Origin of the sequence: Thalassospira sp. ER-Se-21-Dark, from assembly GCF_017922435.1 — a bacterium.
Lineage (GTDB): Bacteria > Pseudomonadota > Alphaproteobacteria > Rhodospirillales > Thalassospiraceae > Thalassospira.
The window spans coordinates 112,056-136,707 of record NZ_VDEZ01000006.1 but is presented as its reverse complement, the minus strand read 5'-3'; the positions used below and the strand labels follow the sequence as shown (position 1 = coordinate 136,707).

Annotated in this window: 24 protein-coding genes and 1 other RNA gene; 17 read left to right on the top strand and 8 right to left on the bottom strand. The window is 54.9% G+C overall.

Annotation, left to right across the window (positions count from 1 at the left end; translation table 11 throughout):
• Window positions 1-165: 165 nt before the first annotated feature.
• The 6 genes from cyoA to FHI25_RS19090 all read left to right on the top strand — a co-directional run bounded on the left by cyoA (window position 166) and on the right by FHI25_RS19090 (window position 6,083).
• Complete coding sequence (gene cyoA, locus FHI25_RS19115; RefSeq protein WP_246879228.1) at window positions 166-1,296, top strand: ubiquinol oxidase subunit II; 1,131 nt, start codon at window positions 166-168, stop codon at window positions 1,294-1,296.
• 90 nt (window positions 1,297-1,386) lie between these two features.
• Window positions 1,387-3,396 (top strand): cytochrome o ubiquinol oxidase subunit I, encoded by a 2,010-nt coding sequence (cyoB, locus tag FHI25_RS19110; RefSeq protein ID WP_210520496.1) that lies wholly within the window; start codon window positions 1,387-1,389, stop codon window positions 3,394-3,396.
• A gap of 10 nt (window positions 3,397-3,406) precedes the next feature.
• Window positions 3,407-4,027, top strand: coding sequence for a cytochrome o ubiquinol oxidase subunit III (gene cyoC, locus FHI25_RS19105; RefSeq protein WP_210520494.1), 621 nt, complete (start codon window positions 3,407-3,409; stop codon window positions 4,025-4,027).
• Window positions 4,024-4,404 carry a cytochrome o ubiquinol oxidase subunit IV gene (locus tag FHI25_RS19100; RefSeq protein WP_210520492.1) on the top strand — a complete coding sequence of 127 codons (381 nt, stop codon included), beginning with the start codon at window positions 4,024-4,026 and terminating at the stop codon, window positions 4,402-4,404. The genes cyoC and FHI25_RS19100 overlap by 4 nt, the downstream gene beginning before the upstream one ends.
• 89 nt (window positions 4,405-4,493) lie before the next feature.
• Window positions 4,494-5,273 (top strand): SURF1 family protein, encoded by a 780-nt coding sequence (locus FHI25_RS19095; protein ID WP_246879227.1) that lies wholly within the window; start codon window positions 4,494-4,496, stop codon window positions 5,271-5,273.
• Between the two features lie 171 nt (window positions 5,274-5,444).
• Window positions 5,445-6,083 (top strand): glutathione S-transferase family protein, encoded by a 639-nt coding sequence (locus tag FHI25_RS19090; RefSeq protein ID WP_210520490.1) that lies wholly within the window; start codon window positions 5,445-5,447, stop codon window positions 6,081-6,083.
• Between the two features lie 92 nt (window positions 6,084-6,175).
• Here the strand turns inward: FHI25_RS19090 and FHI25_RS19085 are convergent, their stop codons facing one another.
• The 5 genes from FHI25_RS19085 to FHI25_RS19065 all read right to left on the bottom strand — a co-directional run bounded on the left by FHI25_RS19085 (window position 6,176) and on the right by FHI25_RS19065 (window position 9,608).
• Window positions 6,176-6,733, bottom strand: coding sequence for a peroxiredoxin-like family protein (locus FHI25_RS19085; RefSeq protein WP_062957986.1), 558 nt, complete (start codon window positions 6,731-6,733; stop codon window positions 6,176-6,178).
• A 124-nt stretch (window positions 6,734-6,857) separates the two neighbouring features.
• Complete coding sequence (locus tag FHI25_RS19080) at window positions 6,858-7,481, bottom strand: class I SAM-dependent methyltransferase (RefSeq protein WP_210520488.1); 624 nt, start codon at window positions 7,479-7,481, stop codon at window positions 6,858-6,860.
• A 109-nt stretch (window positions 7,482-7,590) separates the two neighbouring features.
• Window positions 7,591-8,172 (bottom strand): TetR/AcrR family transcriptional regulator, encoded by a 582-nt coding sequence (locus FHI25_RS19075; RefSeq protein WP_210520486.1) that lies wholly within the window; start codon window positions 8,170-8,172, stop codon window positions 7,591-7,593.
• Window positions 8,173-8,289: 117 nt separating this feature from the next.
• Window positions 8,290-8,814, bottom strand: a complete 525-nt coding sequence (locus FHI25_RS19070) for a dihydrofolate reductase (protein WP_210520484.1) — start codon at window positions 8,812-8,814, stop codon at window positions 8,290-8,292.
• Window positions 8,814-9,608 (bottom strand): thymidylate synthase, encoded by a 795-nt coding sequence (locus tag FHI25_RS19065; protein WP_210520482.1) that lies wholly within the window; start codon window positions 9,606-9,608, stop codon window positions 8,814-8,816. The genes FHI25_RS19070 and FHI25_RS19065 overlap by 1 nt, the downstream gene beginning before the upstream one ends.
• A gap of 209 nt (window positions 9,609-9,817) precedes the next feature.
• Here FHI25_RS19065 and FHI25_RS19060 point away from each other — a divergent pair, with 209 nt between their 5' ends.
• The 6 genes from FHI25_RS19060 to FHI25_RS19035 all read left to right on the top strand — a co-directional run bounded on the left by FHI25_RS19060 (window position 9,818) and on the right by FHI25_RS19035 (window position 16,038).
• The gene (locus tag FHI25_RS19060; protein ID WP_246879226.1) at window positions 9,818-10,378 is read left to right on the top strand and encodes a putative glycolipid-binding domain-containing protein; all 561 of its coding nucleotides are present in this window, start codon (window positions 9,818-9,820) and stop codon (window positions 10,376-10,378) included.
• Between the two features lie 79 nt (window positions 10,379-10,457).
• Window positions 10,458-10,824: a transfer-messenger RNA gene (ssrA, locus tag FHI25_RS19055) on the top strand.
• A gap of 139 nt (window positions 10,825-10,963) precedes the next feature.
• The gene (locus FHI25_RS19050; protein WP_008892065.1) at window positions 10,964-11,503 is read left to right on the top strand and encodes a ClpXP protease specificity-enhancing factor SspB; all 540 of its coding nucleotides are present in this window, start codon (window positions 10,964-10,966) and stop codon (window positions 11,501-11,503) included.
• A gap of 180 nt (window positions 11,504-11,683) precedes the next feature.
• Complete coding sequence (locus FHI25_RS19045) at window positions 11,684-13,300, top strand: fumarate hydratase (RefSeq protein ID WP_210520478.1); 1,617 nt, start codon at window positions 11,684-11,686, stop codon at window positions 13,298-13,300.
• Window positions 13,301-13,451: 151 nt separating this feature from the next.
• Window positions 13,452-14,372 carry a DMT family transporter gene (locus FHI25_RS19040; protein WP_210520476.1) on the top strand — a complete coding sequence of 307 codons (921 nt, stop codon included), beginning with the start codon at window positions 13,452-13,454 and terminating at the stop codon, window positions 14,370-14,372.
• A 232-nt stretch (window positions 14,373-14,604) separates the two neighbouring features.
• Window positions 14,605-16,038, top strand: coding sequence for a methyl-accepting chemotaxis protein (locus tag FHI25_RS19035; RefSeq protein ID WP_210520474.1), 1,434 nt, complete (start codon window positions 14,605-14,607; stop codon window positions 16,036-16,038).
• Window positions 16,039-16,056: 18 nt separating this feature from the next.
• Here the strand turns inward: FHI25_RS19035 and FHI25_RS19030 are convergent, their stop codons facing one another.
• A complete protein-coding gene (locus FHI25_RS19030; protein ID WP_349238036.1) occupies window positions 16,057-17,172 on the bottom strand; it encodes an AbrB family transcriptional regulator in 1,116 nt (371 codons plus the stop codon).
• A gap of 230 nt (window positions 17,173-17,402) precedes the next feature.
• Here FHI25_RS19030 and FHI25_RS19025 point away from each other — a divergent pair, with 230 nt between their 5' ends.
• Window positions 17,403-18,035 (top strand): alpha/beta family hydrolase, encoded by a 633-nt coding sequence (locus tag FHI25_RS19025; RefSeq protein WP_246879225.1) that lies wholly within the window; start codon window positions 17,403-17,405, stop codon window positions 18,033-18,035.
• Window positions 18,036-18,102: 67 nt separating this feature from the next.
• Here the strand turns inward: FHI25_RS19025 and FHI25_RS19020 are convergent, their stop codons facing one another.
• On the bottom strand, window positions 18,103-18,540 hold the full coding sequence (locus FHI25_RS19020; RefSeq protein WP_210520472.1) for a VOC family protein: 438 nt from the start codon (window positions 18,538-18,540) through the stop codon (window positions 18,103-18,105).
• Window positions 18,541-18,664: 124 nt separating this feature from the next.
• On the opposite strand from FHI25_RS19020, the gene FHI25_RS19015 reads away from it, so the two are divergent.
• The 4 genes from FHI25_RS19015 (at window position 18,665) to FHI25_RS19000 (ending at window position 22,577) form a co-directional block, all read left to right on the top strand.
• Window positions 18,665-19,369 (top strand): YafY family protein, encoded by a 705-nt coding sequence (locus FHI25_RS19015; protein WP_008892071.1) that lies wholly within the window; start codon window positions 18,665-18,667, stop codon window positions 19,367-19,369.
• Entirely contained in the window at window positions 19,353-19,709 is a 357-nt protein-coding gene (locus FHI25_RS19010) for a TfoX/Sxy family protein (RefSeq protein WP_210520470.1), read from the top strand. The genes FHI25_RS19015 and FHI25_RS19010 overlap by 17 nt, the downstream gene beginning before the upstream one ends.
• Before the next feature lie 139 nt (window positions 19,710-19,848).
• Window positions 19,849-21,801 carry an EAL domain-containing protein gene (locus FHI25_RS19005; protein WP_210520468.1) on the top strand — a complete coding sequence of 651 codons (1,953 nt, stop codon included), beginning with the start codon at window positions 19,849-19,851 and terminating at the stop codon, window positions 21,799-21,801.
• Between the two features lie 164 nt (window positions 21,802-21,965).
• A complete protein-coding gene (locus tag FHI25_RS19000) occupies window positions 21,966-22,577 on the top strand; it encodes a hypothetical protein (protein ID WP_210520466.1) in 612 nt (203 codons plus the stop codon).
• Between the two features lie 12 nt (window positions 22,578-22,589).
• On the opposite strand, the gene FHI25_RS18995 is transcribed toward FHI25_RS19000, so the two are convergent.
• Window positions 22,590-24,650 carry a SpoIIE family protein phosphatase gene (locus FHI25_RS18995; RefSeq protein ID WP_210520464.1) on the bottom strand — a complete coding sequence of 687 codons (2,061 nt, stop codon included), beginning with the start codon at window positions 24,648-24,650 and terminating at the stop codon, window positions 22,590-22,592.
• Window positions 24,651-24,652: the final 2 nt, after the last annotated feature.

Genomic DNA, 24,652 nt, shown 5'->3' with positions numbered 1-24,652 from the left:
AATTGCTTTCTTTGTGCCCTTTCCGTGGATGTCTGGAATTATAATTCCTATATGCGTGTGCGGCAGGGTACGACGCGTGGCGATCTTTGGTGGGTCGCTATGCGGCTCGCAGGCATATGGTTGTCTGTGAGAACATCTTCCAGAGACTGAGGAAGTATGAAGCGCATGCTTTCAAAACTTGTACGTGGCGTCGCCTTGACCTCGATGTTCTCGCTTCTGGCCGGTTGCAACCTGGTTGTGATCGATCCGTCGGGTGATATTGCGTCCCAGCAGGCCGACCTCATTATCGTTTCGACCATCCTGATGTTGCTAATCATCGTTCCGGTCATGGCACTGACGGTATTCTTTGCCTGGAAATACCGCCAGGGTAACAAGGATGCAGAATACGATCCCGAATGGCACCATTCCACCAAGCTGGAAGTTGTCATCTGGTCCGCGCCGCTGGTGATCATTATTGCTCTTGGGGCGATTACCTGGGTCACGACCCATACGCTTGATCCGTATCGTCCGCTCGACCGTATTGATGCTGAACGTCCATTGCCCAAAGATCATGAGCCGATGGTGGTTGAAGTCGTTTCCCTTGATTGGAAATGGCTGTTCATCTACCCGGAACAGGGCATTGCGACGGTCAACGAGCTTGCAGCTCCTGTTGATACGCCGATCCAGTTCAAGATTACATCATCGGGCATCATGAACTCGTTCTTCATTCCGGCCCTTGCAGGGCAGATCTATTCGATGGCAGGTATGGAAACCAAACTCCATGCCGTGATCAACGAAGAAGGCGTGTATGACGGGTTCTCCGGGAACTACAGTGGTGAGGGCTTCTCTCACATGCGCTTCAAGTTCCATGGTCTGAGCCAGGACGGCTTTGATGCCTGGGTCAATGATGTGAAGTCCGACGAGAACTTCCTGGGCCGTTCGCAATATCTCGAACTTGAAAAGCCGAGTGTGAAGGAACCGGTCCGCTATTACAGCTCTGTGGACCCGGAACTCTATCAGGCCATTCTCAACATGTGCGTTGACCAGTCGAAAATGTGCATGAACGAGATGATGCACATTGACGAAAATGGCGGTGGCGGTCTTGCCGGTGTCTACAACGTCATGTCACTGACCTATGACGTTCCGCAGATGCGCGGCAGTCAGCCGTTGCCGGATAGCAAGTCGTTCGTTGCGACGCTGTGCACCACCCCCGAGGGTGGCTTGTCTGGCGAAATCGCGAACCTTCCGTTGTTTGACAACGGGCCGGTCTCGCGCGCGATGAGTGTTGCACCCGCAGGTGTTTCGACAGGGTTCTAAAAGCAGTGCCGGTTGGTGAATGCCAACCGGCCCTTCGCAGTTTAGGCATCGGTTGCGGTGCCATTCTGCATTTGAAAGAAGAGTAATCCGATGTTCTCCAATCCGGACCTTTTACATTTTATATTTGGCCGGCTGTCCCTCGACTCCTTCCCGTTTCTCCATGATCCGATCATTCTTGTGACGTTTCTGGGTGTGGTTGTGGGTGGCATCGCCGTCGTTGGTGGTCTGACCTACTTCCGTCTGTGGGGATACCTCTGGCGCGAGTGGATCACGTCGATCGACCATAAAAAGATCGGCATCATGTACATCATTCTGGCAATTATCATGCTTCTGCGTGGCTTTGCCGATGCCCTCATGATGCGTGCCCAGCAAGCCATCGCTTTCAATGGTGCCGAAGGTTTCCTTCCGCCGCACCACTATGATCAGATCTTTACCGCGCATGGCGTGATCATGATCTTCTTCGTTGCGATGCCGCTGGTGACCGGTCTGATGAACTTCGTTGTGCCGCTGCAGATCGGCGCGCGCGACGTTGCCTTCCCGTTCCTGAACAATTTCAGCTTCTGGATGACCACCTGTGGTGCCGCGCTGATCATGGCGTCGCTGTTTGTTGGCGAATTCGCAATGACCGGTTGGCTGGCTTATCCGCCACTGTCTGACATTGTCTACAGTCCGGGGGTCGGGGTTGATTACTATATCTGGGCCTTGCAGATTGCCGGTGTCGGTACGCTTCTTTCGGGTGTGAACCTGATTGTGACCATCGTAAAGATGCGCGCACCGGGCATGTCGATGATGAAGATGCCGGTCTTTACCTGGACCGCGCTTTGCACCAACATCCTGATTGTTGCAGCCTTCCCGGTTCTGACGGCGGTTCTGGTTCTGCTGGGTCTTGACCGTTACGCAGACACCAACTTCTTCACCAACGACCTTGGCGGTAACGCCATGATGTACATCAACCTGATCTGGATCTGGGGTCACCCGGAAGTGTACATCCTGATCCTGCCTGCGTTTGGTGTGTTTTCCGAAGTTGTGTCGACCTTCTGCCGCAAGCGTCTGTTTGGCTACAGCTCGATGGTTTATGCCACTGTGGTTATTACCATCCTGTCCTACATCGTCTGGCTGCACCACTTCTTCACCATGGGGTCGGGTGCAAGTGTGAACGCCTTCTTTGGCATCACCACGATGATCATTTCGATCCCGACGGGGGCCAAGGTCTTCAACTGGCTGTTCACCATGTATAAGGGCCGCATCAGCTTTGATGTCCCGATGCTGTGGACCATCGGTTTCATGCTGACCTTCGTGATTGGTGGCATGACCGGTGTGATGCTTGCTGTTCCGCCGGCCGACTTCGTGCTCCATAACAGCCTGTTCCTGATCGCGCACTTCCATAACGTGATTATCGGTGGTGTGGTCTTCGGGATGTTCGCCGGTATCGTTTACTGGTTCCCGAAAGCATTCGGCTTCAAGCTCGACGAGTTCTGGGGCAAGATGTCCTTCTGGCTGTGGACCATCGGTTTCTACTTTGCCTTCATGCCGCTTTATGTTCTCGGCCTGATGGGCGTCACCCGCCGTATGAGCCAGTTTGACGATCCGTCGCTTCAGATCTGGTTCATCATTGCGGCCTTTGGCGCGCTTCTGATTGCCGGTGGTATCGGTTCGTTCATCATGTCGATCGTTGTTGCGGTGATCAAACGCGACAAGTTGCGTGATGAAACCGGTGACCCGTGGGGTGGTCGTACGCTGGAATGGTCGACGTCCTCGCCGCCCCCGGCTTACAACTTCGCCTTTACCCCGGTTGTCCATGACCTGGACGCTTGGGCAGACATGAAGAAACGTGGTTACGTCCGTCCGACGTCGGGCTTCCTGGATATCCATATGCCGAAAAATACCGGCGCTGGCTTTATCCTGGCTGCGATCTCGCTCGTTCTTGGCTTTGCACTGGTCTGGCATATCTGGTGGCTTGTTGCGGCAAGCTTCATCGTTCTGATTGCCGGTTCCATTGCTCACACCTTCAACTATGACCGCGATTATCACATTCCGGCATCCGAAGTTGTGAAGACCGAAGAAGAACGTACCGCCCTTCTGGCAAAACAGCAGGCGTAAGGGAATGACAATGGCGAATACAACTGCCTCTCAGACCGAAGCGCCGGTCTTTTACCTGAAAGAAGAGCATCACCCGGAAACGGGGACGATGCTCGGCTTCTGGATCTATCTGATGAGCGATTGCCTCATCTTTGCGATCCTGTTTGCAACCTATGCGGTTCTTGGTCAGAACTATGCTGCTGGTCCTGCACCGGCGGATCTGTTTGACCTTGAACTGGTGGCGATCAACACGTCCATGCTGCTGTTCTCGTCCATCACCTATGGCTTTGCCATGCTGGCGATGGAAAAGGGCAATGCCGCAGGCACGCAACTGTGGCTGGCGATTACCGGTCTGTTTGGTATCGCCTTCGTGGGGCTGGAAATTTATGAGTTCCATCACCTCTGGAGCTTGGGTGCGACCCCGATGCGCAGTGGTTTCCTGTCGGCGTTCTATACGCTGGTGGCGACCCACGGTCTGCACGTGACGTTTGGCATCATCTGGCTTGTAACCCTGATGGTTCAGGTCGCCCAGCGCGGCCTGATCGTCGAGAACAAGCGTCGTCTGATGTGCCTGTCGATGTTCTGGCACTTCCTTGACGTCGTCTGGATCGGTGTCTTCTCCGTTGTTTATCTGCTGGGAGTTCTGGGATGAGCGCACATTCACACGCACATGATGACCATCATGATGGTGGGGCCTCACATGGCACCTATAAAAGCTATGTGATCGGGTTTGTCCTCTCGGTCATTCTGACCGCGATCCCGTTCTGGCTTGTCATGGACGGTGTTCTGGACAGCAAGGTCGCAACCGCCCTTTGGGTGATGGGGCTTGGTGTTGTCCAGATCATTGTGCATATGGTCTTTTTCCTGCACATGAACACCAAATCCGAAGGTGGCTGGAACTTCCTGGCGCTGATCTTTACCCTTGTGATCGTTGCGATTGCCATCGCCGGGTCGCTGTGGGTGATGTATCACCTAAACACCAACATGATGCCGCAGATGGATCACGACATGATCCCGAGCTTCGGCTAGGGACTGCTTGATATGTGAAGGGGGCGCGATACCTTTAGGGGGATCGCGCCCTTTTTGTTTCACCAGATTGCCTTTTGAAAGAACCCGGCATGTCCGACGACCACGTTTCCGCCCACGCAACTGATAACCCGAAAAAGGGCCCCTCCATGGCAACCCGGATTGTTGTCCTGATGCTGGCGGCTATCCTGTTTTCCGGGTTCTGTGGCCTTGGATATTGGCAGGTCGAGCGTCGGGCCTGGAAGCTTGATCTGATCGAGCGGGTTGAAGCGCGTGTTCATGGCGATGCGGTGGCGGCACCGGTACGTAATGACTGGGAAAATATCAGTCGGGCGCGTGATGAATACCGCAAGGTCAGCGTGACGGGCACCTATCGCAACGATCTTGAAACGCAGGTTTATACTGCCACTGATTACGGGGCGGGCTATTGGGTTCTGACACCGCTGATGCGGGATGACGGCACGATTGTCTTGATCAACCGCGGCTTTGTTCCAACCGAAAAGCGTGATCCCGATACGCGGACGGAGGGCATGGTCGAGGGCGAAGTCACCGTGACTGGCCTGCTTCGCATCAACGAGCCTGTTGGCACCTTCATACGCGACAACGTGCCAAGCGAGGAACGTTGGTACTCACGCGATGTGCATGCGATGGCAACCAAGCGTGGCCTCGATCCAATAAACGTCGCGCCCTATTTCATTGATGCTGACGGGGTGGAAAACCCGGCCAAACTCCCGCTGGGTGGTCTGACAAAAATCCGCTTCCCCAATAACCATCTCAGCTATGCGCTGACATGGTTTGGCATGGCCTTGCTGACACTTGTGGCAGGGTGGATCGTGCTGCGCACGCGCAAGAGATCAGACCGCGACGATTAATCCGCCGATTATTCTAGGGTCGATTGATCAGGCCACGGAATGTCCTTGCGCTCTCCTGCCACGCTGCTGTCAGGAGCCTGCGTACTGGGCGATTTACATTGTTGGGAAACAAGGGGAAATTGCCGCCGGATTTCAAACATAATCACACGCGCAAACGCAGGAGCCTTAAGAATGCCATCACAGCGGAACTTGACCTTTTATCACGCCGTACCGTCACGCAGCGGTACCGTACATTGGATGTTGCAGGAACTGGGCATTCCGTTTGATGTCAAACTTGTCGACATCCGGGGTGGCGAAGGGCAAACACCGGAATTCCTGGCCCTCAATCCGCTTGGCAAGGTGCCAACCATTGTGCATGGCGACACGGTTATAACCGAGGCTGCCGCCATTTGCTGCTATCTGGCCGATCTGTATCCTGAGGCCGGCCTGGCCCCGGCATTGGATGATCCGAAACGCGGTGAATATCTGCGCTGGCTGTTCTTTTCACCGTCTACCATCGAACCGGCCATGATCGACCGCGTGCGCCAGTACACGGCAGAAGACAGCAGCCAGAATTCCTATCGTGACTGGGAGACGCTGGTGCCCATTCTGGTCGATTTTGTTGGCAAGGCCGACCCGTGGCTGATGGGGAAGAACTTCACTACCGTTGATGTGGTGTTTGGTTCGACCATTCGGTTTGGCTGCATGTTCGGCATTCTGCCGAAATATCCGGAATTCGAGGCCTACATCGCCCGGATTGATGCCCGCCCGGCCTATCAGCGTGCACAGGAACTGGATGCACCGCATTTTGCCGCTGCAATTGCGGGTTAGTTGTACCGATTCAATTGTATGAGGAATAAAAGGGCTGGTTCCTGCGCTTTGGAACCGGCCCTTTGGCATTTTATCGGCTTTTGGTCGTGGGCTTAGGGATTGGTATGATCAATCACTTCGCCGCGTGCCGGATAGTTTTTGGCAATCACGAAATCAAGCGCGCCAAGGATCTGATCGAATGCCGGACGGGCAAACGGCATGGTCTGGACGGTGCCGAAATAAAGCGTGCCATCCGGACGCACCAGAAACAGCCCGGGTTCAGAGAATACGGCAGGTTCCTCATAACCGCTTGAGGTCACACCATTTGAGGTCGAGATATAAAGACCCCACTCGCGTGCGTTATCAAGATCAAGGCCATAGCCGAGATCAACGTTCTCAAGCTCCCATTTCGCCTTGGCCTCGGTCGCGCGATCTTCGCCATCGGATGATACAACGACGACGTTCACACCGCGCTTGGCAAAGTCTGCAAGCTTGGTATCGAGGTCCTTGAGGTATTTTCCACAGATCGGGCAATGCAGGCCGCGATAGAAAACAACCATGGTGAAGTTTTCCGGGCTTTGGTCGGCAAGCGACCATGTGCCGCCACCAACAAGCGGGACGGACAGGGATGGCACCTTCTGGCGCGGCATCAGCGGGGTAATTGCAGACATTTCGTTCCTCATGACTTGGGTCAGGTTTAATTGGAGATGATTATGGAACGATCATTCTATAAATCAACAATAAAGAACCGCCATCACCGAACCGTGATGGCGGATATTGTCTCGGGAAGTGTTGTTATACCCGCTTGGCGACGATGAAGCGTGATCCGGTGCTGGCCGGATAGGAGCCGGTTTCGATCACCTCAAACCCGGCAGTGTGGATCATGCCCTCAAGGCGGGCATAATTCAGAAAATGAACGCGCGGCGCCTTGCCAAGTTTCTGCATGACCCAGATCAGGGGTTTGAGATACCAAAGCTTTTCACCAAGGCAGGGTGTTTTGGTGATGAACATGCCATCCGGCTTGATGACCTTGTGCAGGGCGGCAATCGCGTCTTCCGGCTGATCAAGCAAATGCAGGATGTTAAAGCCAAGCACCACGTCAAAGCGCTCTGCCCCTTGGGCGATATCATCAATCGTCTTTTGGGCGAAGGTGACATTGTTGGTCGCCTGATCTTTGGCCTTGCCCTGGGCAATTTCGATCATGCGTGCGGAAATATCGGTGGCCGTCAGATGCCCGACACTATGGGCAAGTTTCAGGGCCGTGGTGCCAGTCCCACACCCGATTTCAAGGACGTTCTGATCGGGGGAAAGATAGGCGCGCGTGCGATCAAGGGTTTGCGCATAGGCGGCCTCGTTGCCGATCGGTTTGCGGGCGTATTTTTCGGCGGCAGAGTCCCAGAACGTGTCGCTGCGTATCATGATATATCCGGCTTTTGCACCCGATGTGCGGGCATTGAAACAAGCGCGTGACTATCAAGGAGTGCAGCGCAATGCGCAACCAGAAACGGTTACGAAAAATCGCGCAGGTTTAGTCGAGTGCGGCCAGAATAGTTTCGCAATAGTCGTTCAAGGTTTCCTGATCCGCACCACGGCGCGACATCAGTTGAACCCCCTGAAACGATCCGGCCAAAAAGCGCGCAAGGGCGCGGACATTCTTGCCTTCGGCAATTTCGCCCTGACCAATTGCGCGGTTCAGTGCGGCGGCAAAGGTGTCCTCGGCCCGACGGAATGCCTGATGGGCGATCGCGGCCGTTTCCGGGTCGTGCGGGGCAAGCTCCATGCCCGAATTCACCATCAGGCAGCCTTTGTGCCGTCCTTCTGCGGTGCCGGTTTTGGCCGCGTCACGGAATGTCTTTTCAATTGCGGCGCGGCCATCTTCGATATTGCGCAGATCGGCAAAGCGTTCAGTGCTGATTTTCTGGCTGTAATGATCAAGGACACGCAGGAACAACGCCTTCTTGTCGCCAAAGCTTGCATACATGCTCGCCCGGTTCAGGCCGGTTTCATTGACCAGATCCTGAATAGAGGTTGCTTCAAACCCCTTGCTCCAGAAGATGTTCATGGCGTTATCAAGAACGCTTTCTTCATCAAACGCACGCGGCCGTGGCATTGGCAGTTCCTTCGATCAGATCCATACTTTGGAACGAATGTTCTGTAATTGCTTTGAAGATGGGCCGACTGCGCCGCAAAATCAATAAGAGCTTGTGATTTGCTGGTAAACTTGGGGTTACGAGGCGATCCGATCCAGGGTTACAAAGCTGTAATCCGGCCCGTCAGGATTATCGATTTTCTGACGCTTGGTTTCACGCCATTGATCAGCGGGCAGCGGATCAAGGAAGGTGTCGCCCTCGATCTCGGCATGGACTTCGGTCAGCTCGTAACGTGTCGTGAACGGCAGGGCGAGGTGATAGATCTGCGCACCTCCGCCAATGATCACTTCATTGACGCCATCGCGCACGGCGATTTCGTCCGCCAATTCAATGGCTTCTACAATAGTGTGAGCAACCCTCACATTTTCGTGGTCAAAGGACCAGTCGGTGTCGCGGGTCACAACAATCGATGTGCGTTTGGGAAGAGGACGACCGATTGCCTCGAACGTTACGCGCCCGATGATCATCGGTTTGCCAAGGGTGAGCGCCTTGAACCGTTTGAGGTCTTCGGGCAGTTCCCACGGCATCCAGCCATCCTTGCCAATTGCGCCATTGGCGGCCGCCGCAACCACGGCAACCCGTTCAATCTTGGGACCTGCCATCAGACAGCAACCTTGCCGGCAATGTGCGGATGCGGGTCATAGCCGGTCAGTTCGAAATCATCATACTTGAAATCAAAGATCGATTTGACGGCCGGGTTGATCTTCATGGTCGGAAGCGGGCGGGGTTCGCGCGACAGCTGTTCTTCGACCTGATCAAGGTGGTTGGTGTAGAGGTGTGCATCGCCAAGGGTATGGACAAAATCACCAACATCCAGATCACAGACCTGCGCAATCATCATGGTCAGCAGCGCATAGGATGCGATGTTGAATGGCACACCCAGGAAGATATCCGCACTGCGCTGATACAGCTGGCAGGACAATTTGCCATCAGCGACATAGAACTGGAACAGGCAGTGACACGGCGGCAGCGCCATGTTGGGCACATCCGCAACGTTCCAGGCCGACACAATCATGCGGCGGGAATCGGGATTGTTTTTGATCTGGTCAATCAGGCCGGTGATCTGGTCGATGGTTTCGCCATTGGCCCCGCGCCAGGAACGCCACTGGCCACCATAAACCGGACCAAGGTCGCCATTTTCATCGGCCCATTCGTTCCAGATGCGAACACCATTGTCCTGCAGATATTTGACGTTGGTGTCGCCATCAAGGAACCACAGCAATTCATGAATGATCGATTTCAAATGCAGCTTTTTGGTGGTGACCAGCGGGAAACCCTTGGAAAGGTCAAAGCGCATCTGGTGACCAAAGATCGAAACCGTGCCAGTACCCGTCCGGTCTTCCTTGCGCGTGCCGGTGTCACGCACCAGACGCATCAGATCAAGATATTGCTGCATGCTCAGTCCTGCATTTTAAGAATCACTTTTGTCGCAGCATAGTCAGGTCGATGGTCACGGGCAAGCGACGCCATCCGATCTTTGCCGGACCGTTATTTGAACCGTTTCTGCTGACAGGAGGTGTCAGGACAGGTCAGGTAAACTTGAGAACAGTGGATATACTCAACTATCTGAATTTTGGGCACGTTTGCCGTATGGGAGTGTTGATTTTGCAAAAAACTGTTCAGTGGGTTGATTGGGATGGAAACGGTCTTGAACACTGTGTCTGTCAGTCAGATCCGGACGGGATAGAGCTTGAAGGAGTCGTGGTCGGGACGCGGCATGGTCATTATGGCGGGTCTTACCTTGTGGTGACGGATGCGATGTTTGCCACCCGTGAAGTGAAGGTAAGTTATGTCGGCGGGGCGCAGATGCATGTGACCTCGGATGGAAAGGGAAGCTGGTTTGACTGCATTGGGCAGCAGACCCTGCCGTCTTTGGCGGGATGTTTCGATGTCGATATCGGGATAACACCCGCGACAAACATGCTTCCGATCAAACGATTGAAGCTGGCCGAGGGCGAAGCGCGTGATATTTCGGCGGCGTACGTGCCACTGCCAAGTCAGATAGAGGGCGATTTTCTGCCACGTAGCGCGCCACAACGTTACACCTGTCTGATTCCGGATCGTCGTTATCGCTATGAGGGGCTGTTTCGCAATTTCTCGGCAGAGCTTGAGATCGATGATGCGGGGCTTGTCATTGATTACCCCGATACCTTCCGTCGGGTGTGACTTTGCCAAAAACTGGCGATGGTGCATTACCCGGACCCCGAAATGTTCCGAGGAAAACCAAAAAAAGATTTCCCGATTCCCCTTGTGGAGCGGGGGGCGTTTGACCTATATAGGGGCTGTCGGGGCAACCCGACTACGGCGCTAAACTGCGTGACAGAATAGGCTTTACGGACCCGGGGGCGGTACCCGGCGGCTCCACCAAATTTATCGGTTGTCCGACTCAGACAATCTTCGTGGGGCCGAAATAGGATCGACGTGAGCAGTAAAAGTCAATGTGGGCGCTCGGCATGGTACCACCGCATCGGGCCAATGTTTGTAAATGCAAACGACAACAATGCTCCGGTTGCTGTTGCCGCCTAAGCGGTACTAGCACCAAAGCGAAATTCCGATTGCCGGGAGCGGTAATTTGGTGGGGGACGGGGCACCTAGCAACAGAACGCCCCACTCTTGTATTTCTTTCCCGCTTCGTTATGAATAGAGTGATTATCAAACACGCCAAGATGTAATTGGCGTGCAGAGATGCTATATGACAATGACGGGACGCGCTGGACATTGCCGGTGGTTCCGCCAGATACAGGATTACTGATGCAAGAACCGGAAGAATTCCGCTACGATCTTATGGTCGACCAGGCGCTGCGCGGTGTGGTGAAAGATATCCTCGCGCGTGTGGCCGAAGAGGGCCTTTTCGGAGAGCATCACTATTACATCACGTTCCAGACCAACCATCCCGGTGTGGCCCTGCCTGAAAGTCAGCGCAAGGCGCATCCAGACAACATCACGGTTGTCTTGCAACATCGGTTCTGGGATCTGAAATCCGAAGATGATCACTTCTCGGTCGGAATGAGCTTTGATGGCATGCCGACCACGGTTGTCGTGCCCTATGACGCGATGCTGGCCTTTGTCGATCCGTCCGCGAACTTCATGCTGACATTCAGTGTCGAAGAAGAAATGGATGATGCAGATTTCGACTATGATGAAGATGATGATCTTGATGCCGATCTGATTGAGGGCGAAGACGGTGCGCCGACGCTCGTGACCGAGCCATCCAAATCGCGCAAAAAACCAAAGCCGGATGCCAATGAAACCGGCGAGGTCATCGCACTTGATGCGTTCCGTAAGAAATAGAAGATTTACAGGGCGGGCTTGATCCGCCCTTTTTCTTTGCCTGATCCCCGTTGATGTTTCCCGCGTCCGGGGCAGGGCGTATTACGCTAATGTATCGTGGCAATTTGATCCATTTGGCGCTAAAACCAGCCACACAAAGAACAAACCCACCTTGTTTTTGAGAGAGACGAGAACCTTCCGATGAGTGATTTTGTCTATAAACCCATGTTTGAGCAGGGGAAGGACACCACCCCTTACCGCAAGATCGGGGACGAGGGTGTTTCGACCGTTGACGTCAATGGCGAGACCTATTTGAAAGTCGAACCCGAGGCGATCGAGAAACTGACCCTTCAGGCTTTCTTTGATTGCTCGCACCTTTTGCGTCCGGGGCATCTCGAACAGTTGCGCAAAATCCTTGATGACGAAGAAGCCACCCCGAATGACAAGTTCGTGGCGATGGATCTTTTGAAAAACGCCTCCATCGCATCGGGCGGCGTTTTGCCGATGTGTCAGGATACCGGTACGGCCATTGTCATGGGCAAGCGCGGTGGCAAGGTCATCACCGATGGTTCCGATGAAGAAGCCCTGTCCAAGGGCATCTGGCAGGCCTATCAGAAACACAATCTGCGCTTCTCGCAGGTATCGCCGAAAAATATGTTCGAGGAAAAGAACACCGGCTCGAACCTTCCGGCACAGATTGATCTCTATGCGACCAAGGGCGATGAATACAAATTCATGTTCATGGCCAAGGGTGGCGGGTCTGCCAACAAGACCTTCCTGTTCCAGCAGACCAAGGCACTGCTGAACCCGGAAAGCCTGCGCAAATTTTTGGATGAAAAAATCCGCACGCTTGGGACCTCTGCCTGCCCGCCATACCATCTGGCGGTTGTCATTGGTGGTACTTCGGCGGAAGCGTGCCTTAAGACCGTGAAAATGGCATCGGCGCGTTATTACGATAACCTTCCGACCGAAGGTGGCGATCATGGTCAGGCCTATCGTGATCTGGAATGGGAACAGAAGATCCTTCAGATGACCCGCGAAATGGGCATCGGTGCGCAGTTTGGTGGCAAGTATTTCTGCCACGATGTGCGTGTGATCCGTCTGCCGCGTCATGGTGCGAGCTGCCCGGTTGGTCTGGGCGTGTCGTGCTCGGCTGACCGTCAGATTCTGGGCAAGATCACCAAGGACGGTATCTTTATCGAAGATCTTGAACATGATCCGGCGAAATACCTGCCGCAGGTCACCGACGAGCATCTTGATGACGAAGTGGTCAAGGTTGACCTCAACCGTCCGATGGATGAAATCCGCAAGCAGTTGTCGCAATACCCGGTCAAAACCCGTCTGTCGTTGACCGGGACCGTGATTGTGGCCCGTGACATCGCGCATGCCAAAATCAAGGAACGCCTTGATGCCGGCGAAGAGATGCCGGAATACCTGAAAAACCATCCGGTTTATTATGCGGGCCCGGCCAAAACGCCGGAAGGCATGCCGTCCGGTTCATTCGGCCCGACCACGGCAGGGCGTATGGATGCCTATGTCGAACAGTTCCAGGCCGCTGGCGGCTCGTTCGTCATGCTGGCCAAGGGTAACCGGTCAAAGGCGGTCAAGGATGCCTGTGCCAAATATGGCGGGTTCTATCTTGGCTCTATCGGTGGTCCGGCAGCCCGTCTGGCGCAGGATTGCATCAAGAAGGTCGATGTTCACGAGTATCCGGAACTTGGCATGGAAGCCGTCTGGAAGATCGAAGTCGAAGACTTCCCGGCCTTCATCGTCATTGATGACAAGGGCAATGATTTCTTCGCCGAATTCGGCATCTGATCAGAAATCAGTTCACGGAGTATCCAAACGGCGCGGGGGAAACCTCGCGCCGTTTTTGCTTTGCATAGCTGACCCCAGGTCAAAGGTCTTGCCGTCTTCGCAGATGCGTGATGGTATTGGGCAAAATCAACCCCTTACTGGATAACCTGTTATGTCTGAAACTTCCGCGCTCTCTGCCACCGGTGCGACGGAAAGCCGACTGGTTGGTGTGACCGCCGCACTTGCGACGGTTTGCATCTGGGCCGGTTGGCTGATTGCCACCCGCTATGCCATGACATCAAGCTTTACCGCTGTTGATATTGGCCTGATGCGTTTTGTTGTGCCTTTTGTTCTGCTTGCCCCGATCTGGATTAGAAAAGGCATCTGGCCAAAGGGGCTTTCCGTGACCAATGGTCTTCTGATGATCGTTGGTTCCGGCGCGTTTTACACCCTGATGGTTGCAAGCGCCCTTGAGTTCGTTCCGGCAAGCCATGTCGGCATTCTTTTGCCCGGTGTGATGGCCGTGTGGGCGGTTCTGATTGCCATGCTTCTGTTCGGTGAACGTCCGGGCAAGGTCCGCATCGTTGGCTATGCCGCCGTGGTGATTGGTGTGGCTTCGCTTGTCGCCCTGAAACCGGCCGGTGTGATCAGTGATGACATGCTGATGGGCTATGGCCTTGTTTCGGCCGGGGCGTTTATGTGGGCGTGCTACACCCATGCCATGCGTCAAAGCGGCCTTGGCGCGCTCGAAGCCGCATCCTTTGTCGGGTTTTGGTCATTTGTCGTGATGGCGATTATTGCGCTGTTTACCGGCACCACGATTGGCGATGCCCCGATGGGGGATATCATGATGTTGCTGACAGCGCAGGGGCTTCTGGCCGGATGTGTTGCGGTGATTACCTATGGCCTAGCCGTACGCCATATCGGATCGACCGGTGCGTCCGCATTTGGCGCGATGACACCGGCCCTGACCGCACTTGGCGGTGTGATCCTGTTGGGGGAACCGGGCAATCTTGCACTGGTTCTTGCGGTTGTTCTGGTGATCCTTGGCGTGATGACGGCGTCTGGTGTGTTTCGTCGCGTACGAATTTAGGCCCTTGAACTGACTGTTTTTCAATCAGGGCATTTTCATCTTATGATGAACATCAACTAAGTGTGCTGCACGTGCGAAATATTCTTTTCGCGTGTGCAGCTTTAGGTTATTGTAATGCACGTGATGGCAACGGCGCCATTCACCCAATGATTTATCGGCAGGCAACGAGGCTTGCGCAACTTTGTCAGCGTCTTTTGGTGGCGCTCGACGGTTATGCCTCGGAGTTATTCAAATGCTTGCTGGTTTTATTCGCCCTATTTCCCCTGAAAACGATCCGGAATTTAACGGACCCAATCGCAAAACCAGCATGACTGATATCCTGCAGCTGTTGCGGACGGTCAGTGCTGTCGCTGATGAGGCCGCAGACAAGGAAACGGCAGTTACCCAAATCCTTTCGGCAGTCTGCAATTATTGCCACTGGCCGGTTGGGCACGCGTATCTGCGTGTGAATGACAAACTATCGTCTGCAGGTATCTGGTCAATCAGTTCTTCGATTGCGGCAGGGGACATTGCCGAATTTCGCACCCAGTCCGAACAGACTGTGTTTGCGATCGGGCAGGGCCTTATTGGCGCTGTCGCGGCAACGGGGGCGCCTGTGTGTATCGCCGATGTCACCGTGAAAGACGGCTTTTTGCGTGCGGCGGCGGCGTCCAGAAACGGGTTGCGCGGCTGTTTTGCCCTGCCAGTCAAGCTGGAGGGGCAGACAGAGGCCGTTATTGAATTCTTTAGTCCGGGCGTCGCACAGCTTGATGATGAAATGCTTGAGCTTCTTGGGTTTGTTGGCGGGCAGGTTGCGCGTGTGCTGGAACGTGAACGCGTCATTCGGTCGCGTGAGGCCCTGGCATCAAGCTTTGAGTCGCAAGTTCAGGGAACTGTTGGCATGGTGGCGGCTGCTGTCAGTCAAATGCGCGGTGCGCTTGATGTATTGGCCGAAAGCACAGATCAAACCCGCAAATGCAGTAGCGGCATTGATGATGCGACAGGGCGAGCCATTTCACGGATTGAAGACGTCGCAGACCAGATGGAAAGCCTTAAGGATGCGTTGGCCGTCGTTGGTACGGATGCGTCCGAAACCGTCAAGATTACCCACGATATGGGCAGTCAGGCCCGAGAAATGCGCGCCGGATTTGCCGCACTGCAAGATCGTGCCGCTGATGCTGAGAAAATGCTGGCTTCCATTTCAGCCATCGCTGCGCAGACCAAGATGCTGGGCTTGAACGCCTCGATTGAGGCGGCGCGCGTCGGTGAGGCAGGCAAGGGGTTTGCGATTGTCGCCAAGGAGGTCAAGGCGCTTGCAGGCCAGTCTGCCAGTGCGACCGAGGATATCGCCCGCTGGATGAGTGAAATACTCGACGCGATTTCTAAAGCCGGTAACGATATCGAACAGATTGCCTTGGCGATGGATAATCTTCAGAGCCGGGCAGAGGCGACAGCGACACAAGCCGATCAGCAAACAGAAACCTGCGTTTCGGTTGCATCATGTGTCGATGCCGCGGTCGCAGACTCCCGCCTGGTTGGTGATGGCGTCTCGGAAATAACCGCAGCGATCAAACACAGTGAGCACGTATCAAGCGAGCTTGGGAGCGCTGCCCATGATCTTGAAAAACAGGGTGCAGAGTTAAGCGCCCGCGTCGAAGGGTTTGTTGGCAAGATACGCATCGCCTAGTGACCTAGGTTGATCCGTTCATCCGATTTTCGACGTGATGGGGGTGCGCCGGGCGACCAGCCGTGCCAGGGGCGGTCCGAAGGCCAGCACCATGAAAAAGCGTGTTGCCTGCAGCACGAGGATGAAGGACAGGTCGACATTCGTACTGGCCGCGATAATCGCAACAGAATCAAGGCCGCCCGGGCTGGTGGCGAGATAGGCGGTCAGTGGATCAATATCCATGAAATACACCAAAAGCCCCGAAATCCCGGCACAGAAGCCGATCAGTACAAAGATTGATAACAGGATTTTGGGAAGTGCGTGTGCTGCGTGGCGCAGGACCGGTGGGGTGAATTTCAAACCGATCACCCAGCCGATCATGGCGTAGGTCAGGCCGAGAAACCATTCCGGCAGGACGACATCGAAAAAGCCGCTGACATGCAGGATCATGGTGACAATGATCGGCACCAGAAGCGGACCGGATGGCAGACGTACTTTTTGACCGACAAAGCAGCAGGCAACCACCAGACTGAGTGTCAGGGCAAAACCGGCCGGGTCAAAAGCCGGGAACCAGTCATGGGGGCCCATGGCAGCCAGCGTTTCCGGATCAACCCAGAAATTGGCGACACTGGATGCGACACCGACAACGATCACCACGCGCACATATTGCATGAAGGCCACCAGCCTTGCATCCGCGCCAAAGGCGTCTGCCATGATCACCATGGCCGATGCCGCACCGGGTGTTGATCCCCAGATGCCTGCGGTTCCGGGCAGAACCTGTTTGACACACAGGATCCAGCCCAAAAAGCTGCTGGCAAGCAAAGTGATACCGGTAACGCCAAGGATCATCGGCCAGTCGGTGGCAAAGGATGTCAAAATCCCGACGGTCATTGAACCACCGATCATCACGCCCAACACCGATTGTGCGCCAAGATAAAGTTGCTTGGGGGCGGCAATGGTTGCGCCGTTGGTGCCCATCAGAATGCCGATGATCATCGGCCCCACCAGAAGTGAGGCAGGGACTTGCCAATGATGGAGCAGGACCGAAAACACGACGGAGGTGGAAATCAGCAATAACCACTGAACCGGTTTCGGCAGACGGCCAAGCCGTTCTTTGGGGGGATTTATGATCGGTGACGTTGGTTCGGATGACACGATGCGGCCTTTGTCATTTATGGAAGGCATCTGATCGCGGGTGGCGCGATGTGATGGCGTGCTGGCGCCTGTGGGGGGCGTCAAGGTGGGGATCGCAATTATAGCCAGCTTGTGCGATGGATGCGAGTATTTGCGTGATCCCGCCAGATGAAGGCCATGTCGGACTTGGAGAATATCGGCGGGTTCTGTATGACGTTAAGCAATATGCGGCAGTCTGTGGGGAACCTGTTTTGAGCACCGATCCAATCCATTTTCAGTTTGATGGCGATGAAGATGCTGCCCGAACGATTGTTCTTGCCCATGGGGCAGGGGCAGCCATGGACAGCCCGTTCATGAACGAAATGGCGGGCGAACTGGCCAAGGCGGGTTTACGCGTCGCACGGTTTGAATTCCCCTATATGGCCAAACGCCGGATCGATGGCAAAAAGCGTGGGCCGGATCGGGCACCGGTTTTGATCGACCATTACGGTGAAGTTGTTCGCGCAGTTGGCGGGGCAGAGAAGTTGATCATCGGCGGAAAATCCATGGGCGGACGGATCGCCAGCATGGTGGCAGATAATCTTGGTGTCGCTGGTCTTGTTTGCCTTGGCTATCCGTTCCATCCACCGGGCAAACCTGAAAACCTGCGCACAGAACATCTTAAAACCCTGAAAACGCCGAGCCTGATCTGTCATGGCACGCGCGATCCGTTTGGCAGTCCGGATGAGATTGCGGGTTACGGGCTTTCGGACCGTATTGCGCTTCACTGGGTTGAAGACGGTGAACATGACTTCAAGCCGCGCAAAAGTTCCGGACGTACCCAAAGCCAGAACATCGCCGATGCCGCCACGGCGATATCCCGGTTTGCAAAGATGCTCGGTTAAAAGAAACGGCCCGCCACTTGGGCAGGCCGTTGGCAGAAAGTTTGCGGGGCTTGGTGCGCGAGGGAGGTCAGGCAAGTACGCCTTCGCCGGTTTCCTTGAACTGCTGGGCATATTCAGGGGAAAGTTCGGCGGTGGCACTTGCGATGTCGATGCGCACGCCATTGGGATCAAGAAAGGCAAAATGGCGCTGGCCCCAAGGTTCATCGCGGACATCAAGGGCGAATTCAAACCCGGCTTCTCGCAATTCATCCGCTGCATCGCGGGCTTCTTCGACTTCCAGCGTAAGAACCGTTCCTTCGCCGATGGTGGCCGCCTGGAACATGGCGGGCTGGGTTTCGTGTCCCTGTTTCATCAGGCCAAGCTGAACGGATGGTGCGGACGGCCAGACAAGCTGGCAATACCAGTCACCGTCAAAGACCGGTGTGAAGCCGAGCTTTTTGTAAAAGGCGCGGCTTTGGGTGAATTTTTCGGTGATGATGATCTGATAGGCGTTGGTGACTTTCATCGTCATGCTCCTGACGTTGGGGGTAAATCCTGTCCCGATTTGTCAATGGTTGCACATCCCTCCTGACAGGAGCCTGTCAGGAGCGGTATGATAATTTTTGGGGCAGGATGACAAAGGAGTGATCATGAGACGGGCTGACCGATTATTTCGCCTTGTTCAAATCTTGCGCCGACGCAAACTGTGCCGCGCATGTGACCTGGCCGAGGAACTTGAAGTTTCCGAACGCACCATTTACCGCGATATTCGCGACCTTGCCGCATCGGGCGTCCCGGTTGAGGGGGAGGCGGGCGTTGGCTATATCCTGCGTGATGGGTATGACTTGCCGCCGCTTATGTTCGATGCCGACGAGATCGAGGCGCTTGTTGTTGCGGCCCGCATGGTTCAAAGCTGGACCGATCCGCAGATGGCGCGTGCCGCTGGTGATGCCCTGACCAAAATTGAGGCGGTGCTGCCCGAAAAGATCCGTGGTCTGGTCGGGGGTGTTCCGATTGCGATTGCCGAAATCGCGCAGGAACCGATTGCCATTTCGATGCCCGACCTCAGGCGGGCCATTCGCGAACGGTTTCTGATCGATATCGATTACACCGATGCGAAGGGCGACAATACCCGTCGCCGGGTTTGGCCACTTGGCATGTTGTTTTTTGGCAGTACGTGGCTTCTGGCCAGCTGGTGCGAATTGCGCGAGGCCTTTCGCGTTTTTCGGGCCGACCGGATTGCGCATATGGAGATATCGACATCGCGCTTTCGCCCGGTTCCGGGGCGGTCATTGCGTGATTATCTGATTTCCGAAGGTGTTGAAGGCGAGATCCTTAATGGCATCGGACGATAGCGAGTTCGTTCTGTTGGTGTCAGAGCTGCTGGCACCTTTGGGGCACATCAGGTCCAGACGGATGTTTGGCGCCGTCGGGCTTTATTGTGACGGCGCCTTCTTTGCGATCATTTCCGATGATGTCCTGTATCTCAAAGGAGACGCACAGACCAAGGAGCGCTTTGATGCGATGGGGATGCAGCCATTTGCCGTACCGTCGGGAAGGCCGGTGACGCTGTCTTATTTTGAGGTGCCTGGTGAATGGCTTGATAATGAAGAACAAATTCTTGAATTTGCCACGTTGGCGCTTGGGGCTGCGCGCCGTTCACAGGCACAAAAGGGCCGAACTGCCAAGAAGTAACCAGGCTTGGCCAAAACAAACAGATCCCGGGATATTCGGGGCAGGTGTATTTAGACGCCGCTTGCAATCAGTGATGTTCGGTCGCACTTTTCCTGTATAGTATTTTTTCGGGATAAAGAACGCGTTAGGTCTGGGACAAGTGGCAGCCGGTAGTTTCTGGCAAGGTTTTGCCGACACGTTAAAAATTCGGACAGACAAGCCGGAACTGTTGCGCGCGCAGGTTGGTGCTCTTTCGCGTCAGATACCTGTCCTTTATATGCTGCTGCTGGCCAACGCGGTGGCCCTTGCCTATACCCATTACGGAACAGCACCCGACTGGATGACAGTCCATGCGGTGATTGTTCTCGGTGTCATTTGTATTATTCGTGCGGTTGCCTGGAACCGCGCCCGCGTTGATGTCGGTGACATTGATGTCTGTATCAAACATCTCAAGCGCATCAGGGTGCTGGCGGTGGTGATATCCGTCCTGTTCACCCTTTGGGCGATCACGATGTTTGATTATGGCGATGCGTATCAGCGCGGCCACGTTGCCTATTTCATATCGATCACGGTTGTTGGCTGTATTTTCTGTCTGGTGAATTTTCCGCCGGCGGCACTGCTGGTTGTTGCGATTGTGCTGGGCACCTTCGTGTTCTTCTTCGGCACCAGCGGCAACGAAGTTTATGTCGCGATCGCGGTCAATATGGCGCTTGTGTCGTTGATGATCATTCAGATCATCCGAAGCTTCTATGCCAATTTTTCTGGCCTGATCCAGACCCAGAACGACCTTGAAGCACAGCACCAGACGATGATCGAACTGTCGCGCCAGAACGAGGCATTGGCGCTGATTGATCCGTTGACCGGTTTATCCAACCGCCGGGCCTTTTTTTCCGTGCTGGAAGATAGGGTGAATGCCGCCACCGAGAATGAAACATTCGCGGTGGCGATGATTGATCTGGACGGTTTCAAACCGGTCAATGATGTGCATGGTCACCCGTCGGGAGATGAGCTGTTGCAGCAGGCGGGCAGGCGGCTTCGCAAAGTCCTTGGTCACGATACGCTTCTGGCGCGTTTGGGCGGGGATGAGTTCGGATTGTTGCTTAAGGGCTATGACGACGCACTCGAACTGATTGCCCTTGGCAAGGAGCTTTGTGACGCGCTCAATCGACCTTTTGTCCTAAATGGTGTGACCGTGCAGGTTTCGGCATCACTGGGGTTTGCGACCTATCCCACAGTGGCGCGCAGCCCGAACGGTCTGTTCGAGCGTGCTGACTTTGCGCTTTACCATGCGAAAAAGAATGCACGCGGCGAGGCGGTTTTGTTTGCCGCCCACCACGAAACACTGATTCGCCATGACTCCCAGATCGAACAGGCGCTGCGCAAGGCGGATTTATCGACCGAGCTCAGCCTGCATTACCAACCGGTATTTGATATTCGATCCGGGCAGGTGAGCTCGCTTGAGGCGCTTGCACGTTGGGAAAGTGCCCAGATGGGCGCGGTTTCGCCAGGCACGTTCTTTCCGGTGGCAGAAAAAACTGGCCAGGTCGGTTTTCTGACACGGGTTTTGTTCGAAAAGCTGATGGTTGATATGCAGGACTGGCCGGAAAACCTGCCCGTATCGTTTAACCTGTCGGCGCGCGATATTGTTCTGTCCGATACGGTCGAGTGGCTGATCGACGAGATCAAAAAGCATCGCATCGACCCGGGAAGATTGACCTTTGAAGTCACTGAAACGGCGTTCTTGCGTGATTTTGAGGCTGCCCGAACCAGCATCCGGTATTTGCGCGATCATGGGGCGCGCATTGCCCTTGATGATTTCGGCATCGGTTATTCCAGCCTGCGCTATGTCCACGAACTTGAATTTGACGTGCTCAAGGTTGATCGCAGCTTTGTCGCCCCGCTCTCGCATAACGAACGCAGCCGCCGTATCGTCAAGACGGTGATAGATATGTGCCAGAACCTTGGCATTGATTGCGTGCTGGAAGGGATCGAAAACGATAGCCAGCGCGATGTGATCATCACGTTGGGTGGGCGACTGATGCAGGGATATTTCTTTGCCCGCCCGGTTCGCGAAGTCAAACTTGATGCGTTGGTCGAAGGTGTTGGCAAGTGACGGCGGGCCAAGTGCCGTAAACCTAGGCCCCTGGATGTGATAAGCTGCGACTCGGTTAATCTTCCTGCAACCAGATGGCGCTACTCTGTCAAAAGCGGGAACGGTATATTGTGAAATGGCACAACCACCGGTCCCGATTTTTGGCGGGAACGAGGCCGTTGACCATGTCGTCGCAGACAGAGATTTTGCAAACATCCGCAATGGCGATTACGGGCGATATTGATCTTGCCCCGGAAATCCGCACCCGTCTGCGCGGTCTGATCGACAGTCTTCCCGACCAGCCTGCCCGCCTTCGTGTGCTGGGCCACGTTTTGCTTGATCTTGGTCTTTGTGATCTTGCGCTGAATGCGTTTGGTCGAGCGTTGCTGATTGATGATCTTGATGGGGCGACGCATCTGGGCCTTACAAGGGTTTATATCCAGACCGGCCGCCGTGACCTTGGGCTTGAACATCTTGAAATCGCCATCAGCCTGCGCCCCGATGCGCGGGAGTTGCGCGTACTTGCCGCTGATTTGCTGGGATGCCGGGACAAGATGCGCGCACTTGATCAACTCGGTGCTGTTCTTGCTGCTGAACCCGATCATGCCGGCGCGCGCAAAGGGCTTGCCAACCTGATACGGACCGTGGTTGCAAGCCGTATGCATACCGTTTCGCATGATGACCGCGAGACCCGACCGCAACCGACATTTGACCATGCACAGGTCATATGGGGTGATGTCGAGCCGTTTGGCGACCTGATCCAGTCCACCATTGGTCGTGGGTGTGGCGTTTCCTAATCTTGCAGGTGCCTAGCCAGCAGACGGGATATTGGCTGCTTGCAGGGAAACGATCGTGAAATCATCATCAAGCTTTGCCGGTGCACGGTCCATGAACTGATCGGCAATCTGTGCGGCAAGATCAATGTCACGACCGCCTTCCAGAACGGTGTCTTGCAACATCTTGAGCAAGCCTGCCTCACAGAGAAACTGACCATTGTCCAAGGTTGTTTCGATCAGTGCATCGCTGTAAAGCAGCAGGAAACTGTCCTTGTCGAACGGGACTTCGCGGGTTTCATAGCGGGCGTCCCTGATAACGCCAAGTGGCACCCCCGAACCATCAAGATAGCGTGCCTCGCCGGTCGCAGTGTTGCCCAGAACAGGTGACGTGCAGGCGGCACTGGCATAGGCAAATGTGTTGTTTTGCCGATCAACGATGCCATACAGCATTGTCGCATATTGCCCGACAGGTAAAAGCCCCTTGAGATGACGATTAAGCCGCTGCAAATACACATCTGGCGTCTGATCGTCGACTTGTTCGGACCATATCAGGGAATGCAGGCGGAAGGTGTTGAGTGCCGCACCAAGCCCGTGACCTGCGAAATCAACGATATAAACGCCAAGCCGATGGGCATCAATCGGTACCAACCCCCACATATCACCACCAAGCTCGGACGACATCTGGAATGTCGCACTGATCCGCATGCCGTAATCCATACCGACCCCACGATAGTGTTCCGGTGTCGGGTTCAGGTTTTCCTGCATGTTGCGCGCAAGTTCCAGTTCCGACTGGGTGCGTGCCTGATAGGCCTGAAGTTGCTGCACCAAAAGCCGGTTTTCGAGATGGATCTTGGTGCGTGCAATCAGTTCTGCCTTGTTGAGCGGTTTGAGAATAAGGTCCGTCGCTCCGTCATCGAAAATGCGCGTGCGTCCTTCGTTCTCCTCAAGGGCGGTTTGGGCGATGATCGGGGTTTTTGCATAGGCAGGATCAGCACGGACGGCCTTGCATACGGCATAACCATCCAGTTTCGGCATGATGATATCAAGAATGATCAGATCGGGATTATGCGCCTTGATCTGGGCAATCGCATCCTCACCATCCTTGGCAAAAACCAGATTGGTAAACCCGTCAGCCCGAAGATATGACGCAATGATTTCACGCGATAACAGGGTGTCGTCGGCAATCAGGATCGTTGCGTTCTGTGCAATACGCAGTGCATCGGGCGACGTCGTCAGGCGTGTTTCAAGATCATTGAGGAATGCCGTGTCGCCCAACGCCGTCGTGCTTTGACTGTCATCAAAAGTCAGTTCGATCGTGCGGCCATTCCGCAGAAAATTCACAGAGTGACACAGGCTTCTGATCAGGGGGAGGCCGCGGCCAAAGGTCGTGTCCTTACGCGAAATCGGGGCGGTTGCGTTTGCATCAGGCGGTGAAAATCCGTTGCCCTGATCATTGATGGTGATGACGACTTGGCCATTTTTGCGCCGACGCGCTGTCAGGATAATTGCACGGGCGCCATGGTGGCCGGATGCAAGGCGGCGTTCGGTTTCTTCGCCGAGCTCCTTGAAGCGATCCATCGACAGATGGCCGCCGGTTGCAAGTTCGAGATTGCCATGTATGAGCGAGTTGGCGAATGCTTCCTGCACGGCCATTTCAACCGAGGACGCGACGCCATCACCAATCAGACTGCGATGGCGAAGGCTGGTCACAAATTTGCGCGCCACCGGTAAATGATAGGCGCTGCGTGTTGAAAGACAGACCAACAGGTCATGTTTTGGCAGTGATTTCTTACCGACCAGCGGCGCCAAGTCGCCAAGGTCGAGTTCCGGGAAACATTCAACAAAGGTGTCGCAATTTAGACGGATCAGGCTGCCAAGCCAGTCGCGACCGACCTGTGAAGGCAAAATACAAAATGAAAAACGCCGTTGGCTGGAAAAATCCTCGGGCGATTGCCCTGATATGTATTTGGCCGAAACAGCTTCTGTCGCGTCCCACAGGTTTATCCCCGCGACAAGCTTTGAAAGGTCGTCTTGCGCGACGGAGTGCGGCACGGCAACCAAGTACTTTGCACGTGAATCTCGGCCAACAGGCATTG

What these genes read in the sequence shown, in the direction of transcription:
- cyoA (WP_246879228.1), top strand. Translation starts at nt 166, where the DNA reads ATGCTTTCAAAACTTGTACGTGGCGTCGCCTTGACCTCGATGTTCTCG.
- cyoB (WP_210520496.1), top strand. Translation starts at nt 1,387, where the DNA reads ATGTTCTCCAATCCGGACCTTTTACATTTTATATTTGGCCGGCTGTCC.
- cyoC (WP_210520494.1), top strand. Translation starts at nt 3,407, where the DNA reads ATGGCGAATACAACTGCCTCTCAGACCGAAGCGCCGGTCTTTTACCTG.
- FHI25_RS19100 (WP_210520492.1), top strand. Translation starts at nt 4,024, where the DNA reads ATGAGCGCACATTCACACGCACATGATGACCATCATGATGGTGGGGCC.
- FHI25_RS19095 (WP_246879227.1), top strand. Translation starts at nt 4,494, where the DNA reads ATGTCCGACGACCACGTTTCCGCCCACGCAACTGATAACCCGAAAAAG.
- FHI25_RS19090 (WP_210520490.1), top strand. Translation starts at nt 5,445, where the DNA reads ATGCCATCACAGCGGAACTTGACCTTTTATCACGCCGTACCGTCACGC.
- FHI25_RS19085 (WP_062957986.1), bottom strand. Translation starts at nt 6,733, where the DNA reads ATGTCTGCAATTACCCCGCTGATGCCGCGCCAGAAGGTGCCATCCCTG.
- FHI25_RS19080 (WP_210520488.1), bottom strand. Translation starts at nt 7,481, where the DNA reads ATGATACGCAGCGACACGTTCTGGGACTCTGCCGCCGAAAAATACGCC.
- FHI25_RS19075 (WP_210520486.1), bottom strand. Translation starts at nt 8,172, where the DNA reads ATGCCACGGCCGCGTGCGTTTGATGAAGAAAGCGTTCTTGATAACGCC.
- FHI25_RS19070 (WP_210520484.1), bottom strand. Translation starts at nt 8,814, where the DNA reads ATGGCAGGTCCCAAGATTGAACGGGTTGCCGTGGTTGCGGCGGCCGCC.
- FHI25_RS19065 (WP_210520482.1), bottom strand. Translation starts at nt 9,608, where the DNA reads ATGCAGCAATATCTTGATCTGATGCGTCTGGTGCGTGACACCGGCACG.
- FHI25_RS19050 (WP_008892065.1), top strand. Translation starts at nt 10,964, where the DNA reads ATGCAAGAACCGGAAGAATTCCGCTACGATCTTATGGTCGACCAGGCG.
- FHI25_RS19045 (WP_210520478.1), top strand. Translation starts at nt 11,684, where the DNA reads ATGAGTGATTTTGTCTATAAACCCATGTTTGAGCAGGGGAAGGACACC.
- FHI25_RS19040 (WP_210520476.1), top strand. Translation starts at nt 13,452, where the DNA reads ATGTCTGAAACTTCCGCGCTCTCTGCCACCGGTGCGACGGAAAGCCGA.
- FHI25_RS19035 (WP_210520474.1), top strand. Translation starts at nt 14,605, where the DNA reads ATGCTTGCTGGTTTTATTCGCCCTATTTCCCCTGAAAACGATCCGGAA.
- FHI25_RS19020 (WP_210520472.1), bottom strand. Translation starts at nt 18,540, where the DNA reads ATGAAAGTCACCAACGCCTATCAGATCATCATCACCGAAAAATTCACC.
- FHI25_RS19015 (WP_008892071.1), top strand. Translation starts at nt 18,665, where the DNA reads ATGAGACGGGCTGACCGATTATTTCGCCTTGTTCAAATCTTGCGCCGA.
- FHI25_RS19010 (WP_210520470.1), top strand. Translation starts at nt 19,353, where the DNA reads ATGGCATCGGACGATAGCGAGTTCGTTCTGTTGGTGTCAGAGCTGCTG.
- FHI25_RS19000 (WP_210520466.1), top strand. Translation starts at nt 21,966, where the DNA reads ATGTCGTCGCAGACAGAGATTTTGCAAACATCCGCAATGGCGATTACG.
- FHI25_RS18995 (WP_210520464.1), bottom strand. Translation starts at nt 24,650, where the DNA reads ATGCCTGTTGGCCGAGATTCACGTGCAAAGTACTTGGTTGCCGTGCCG.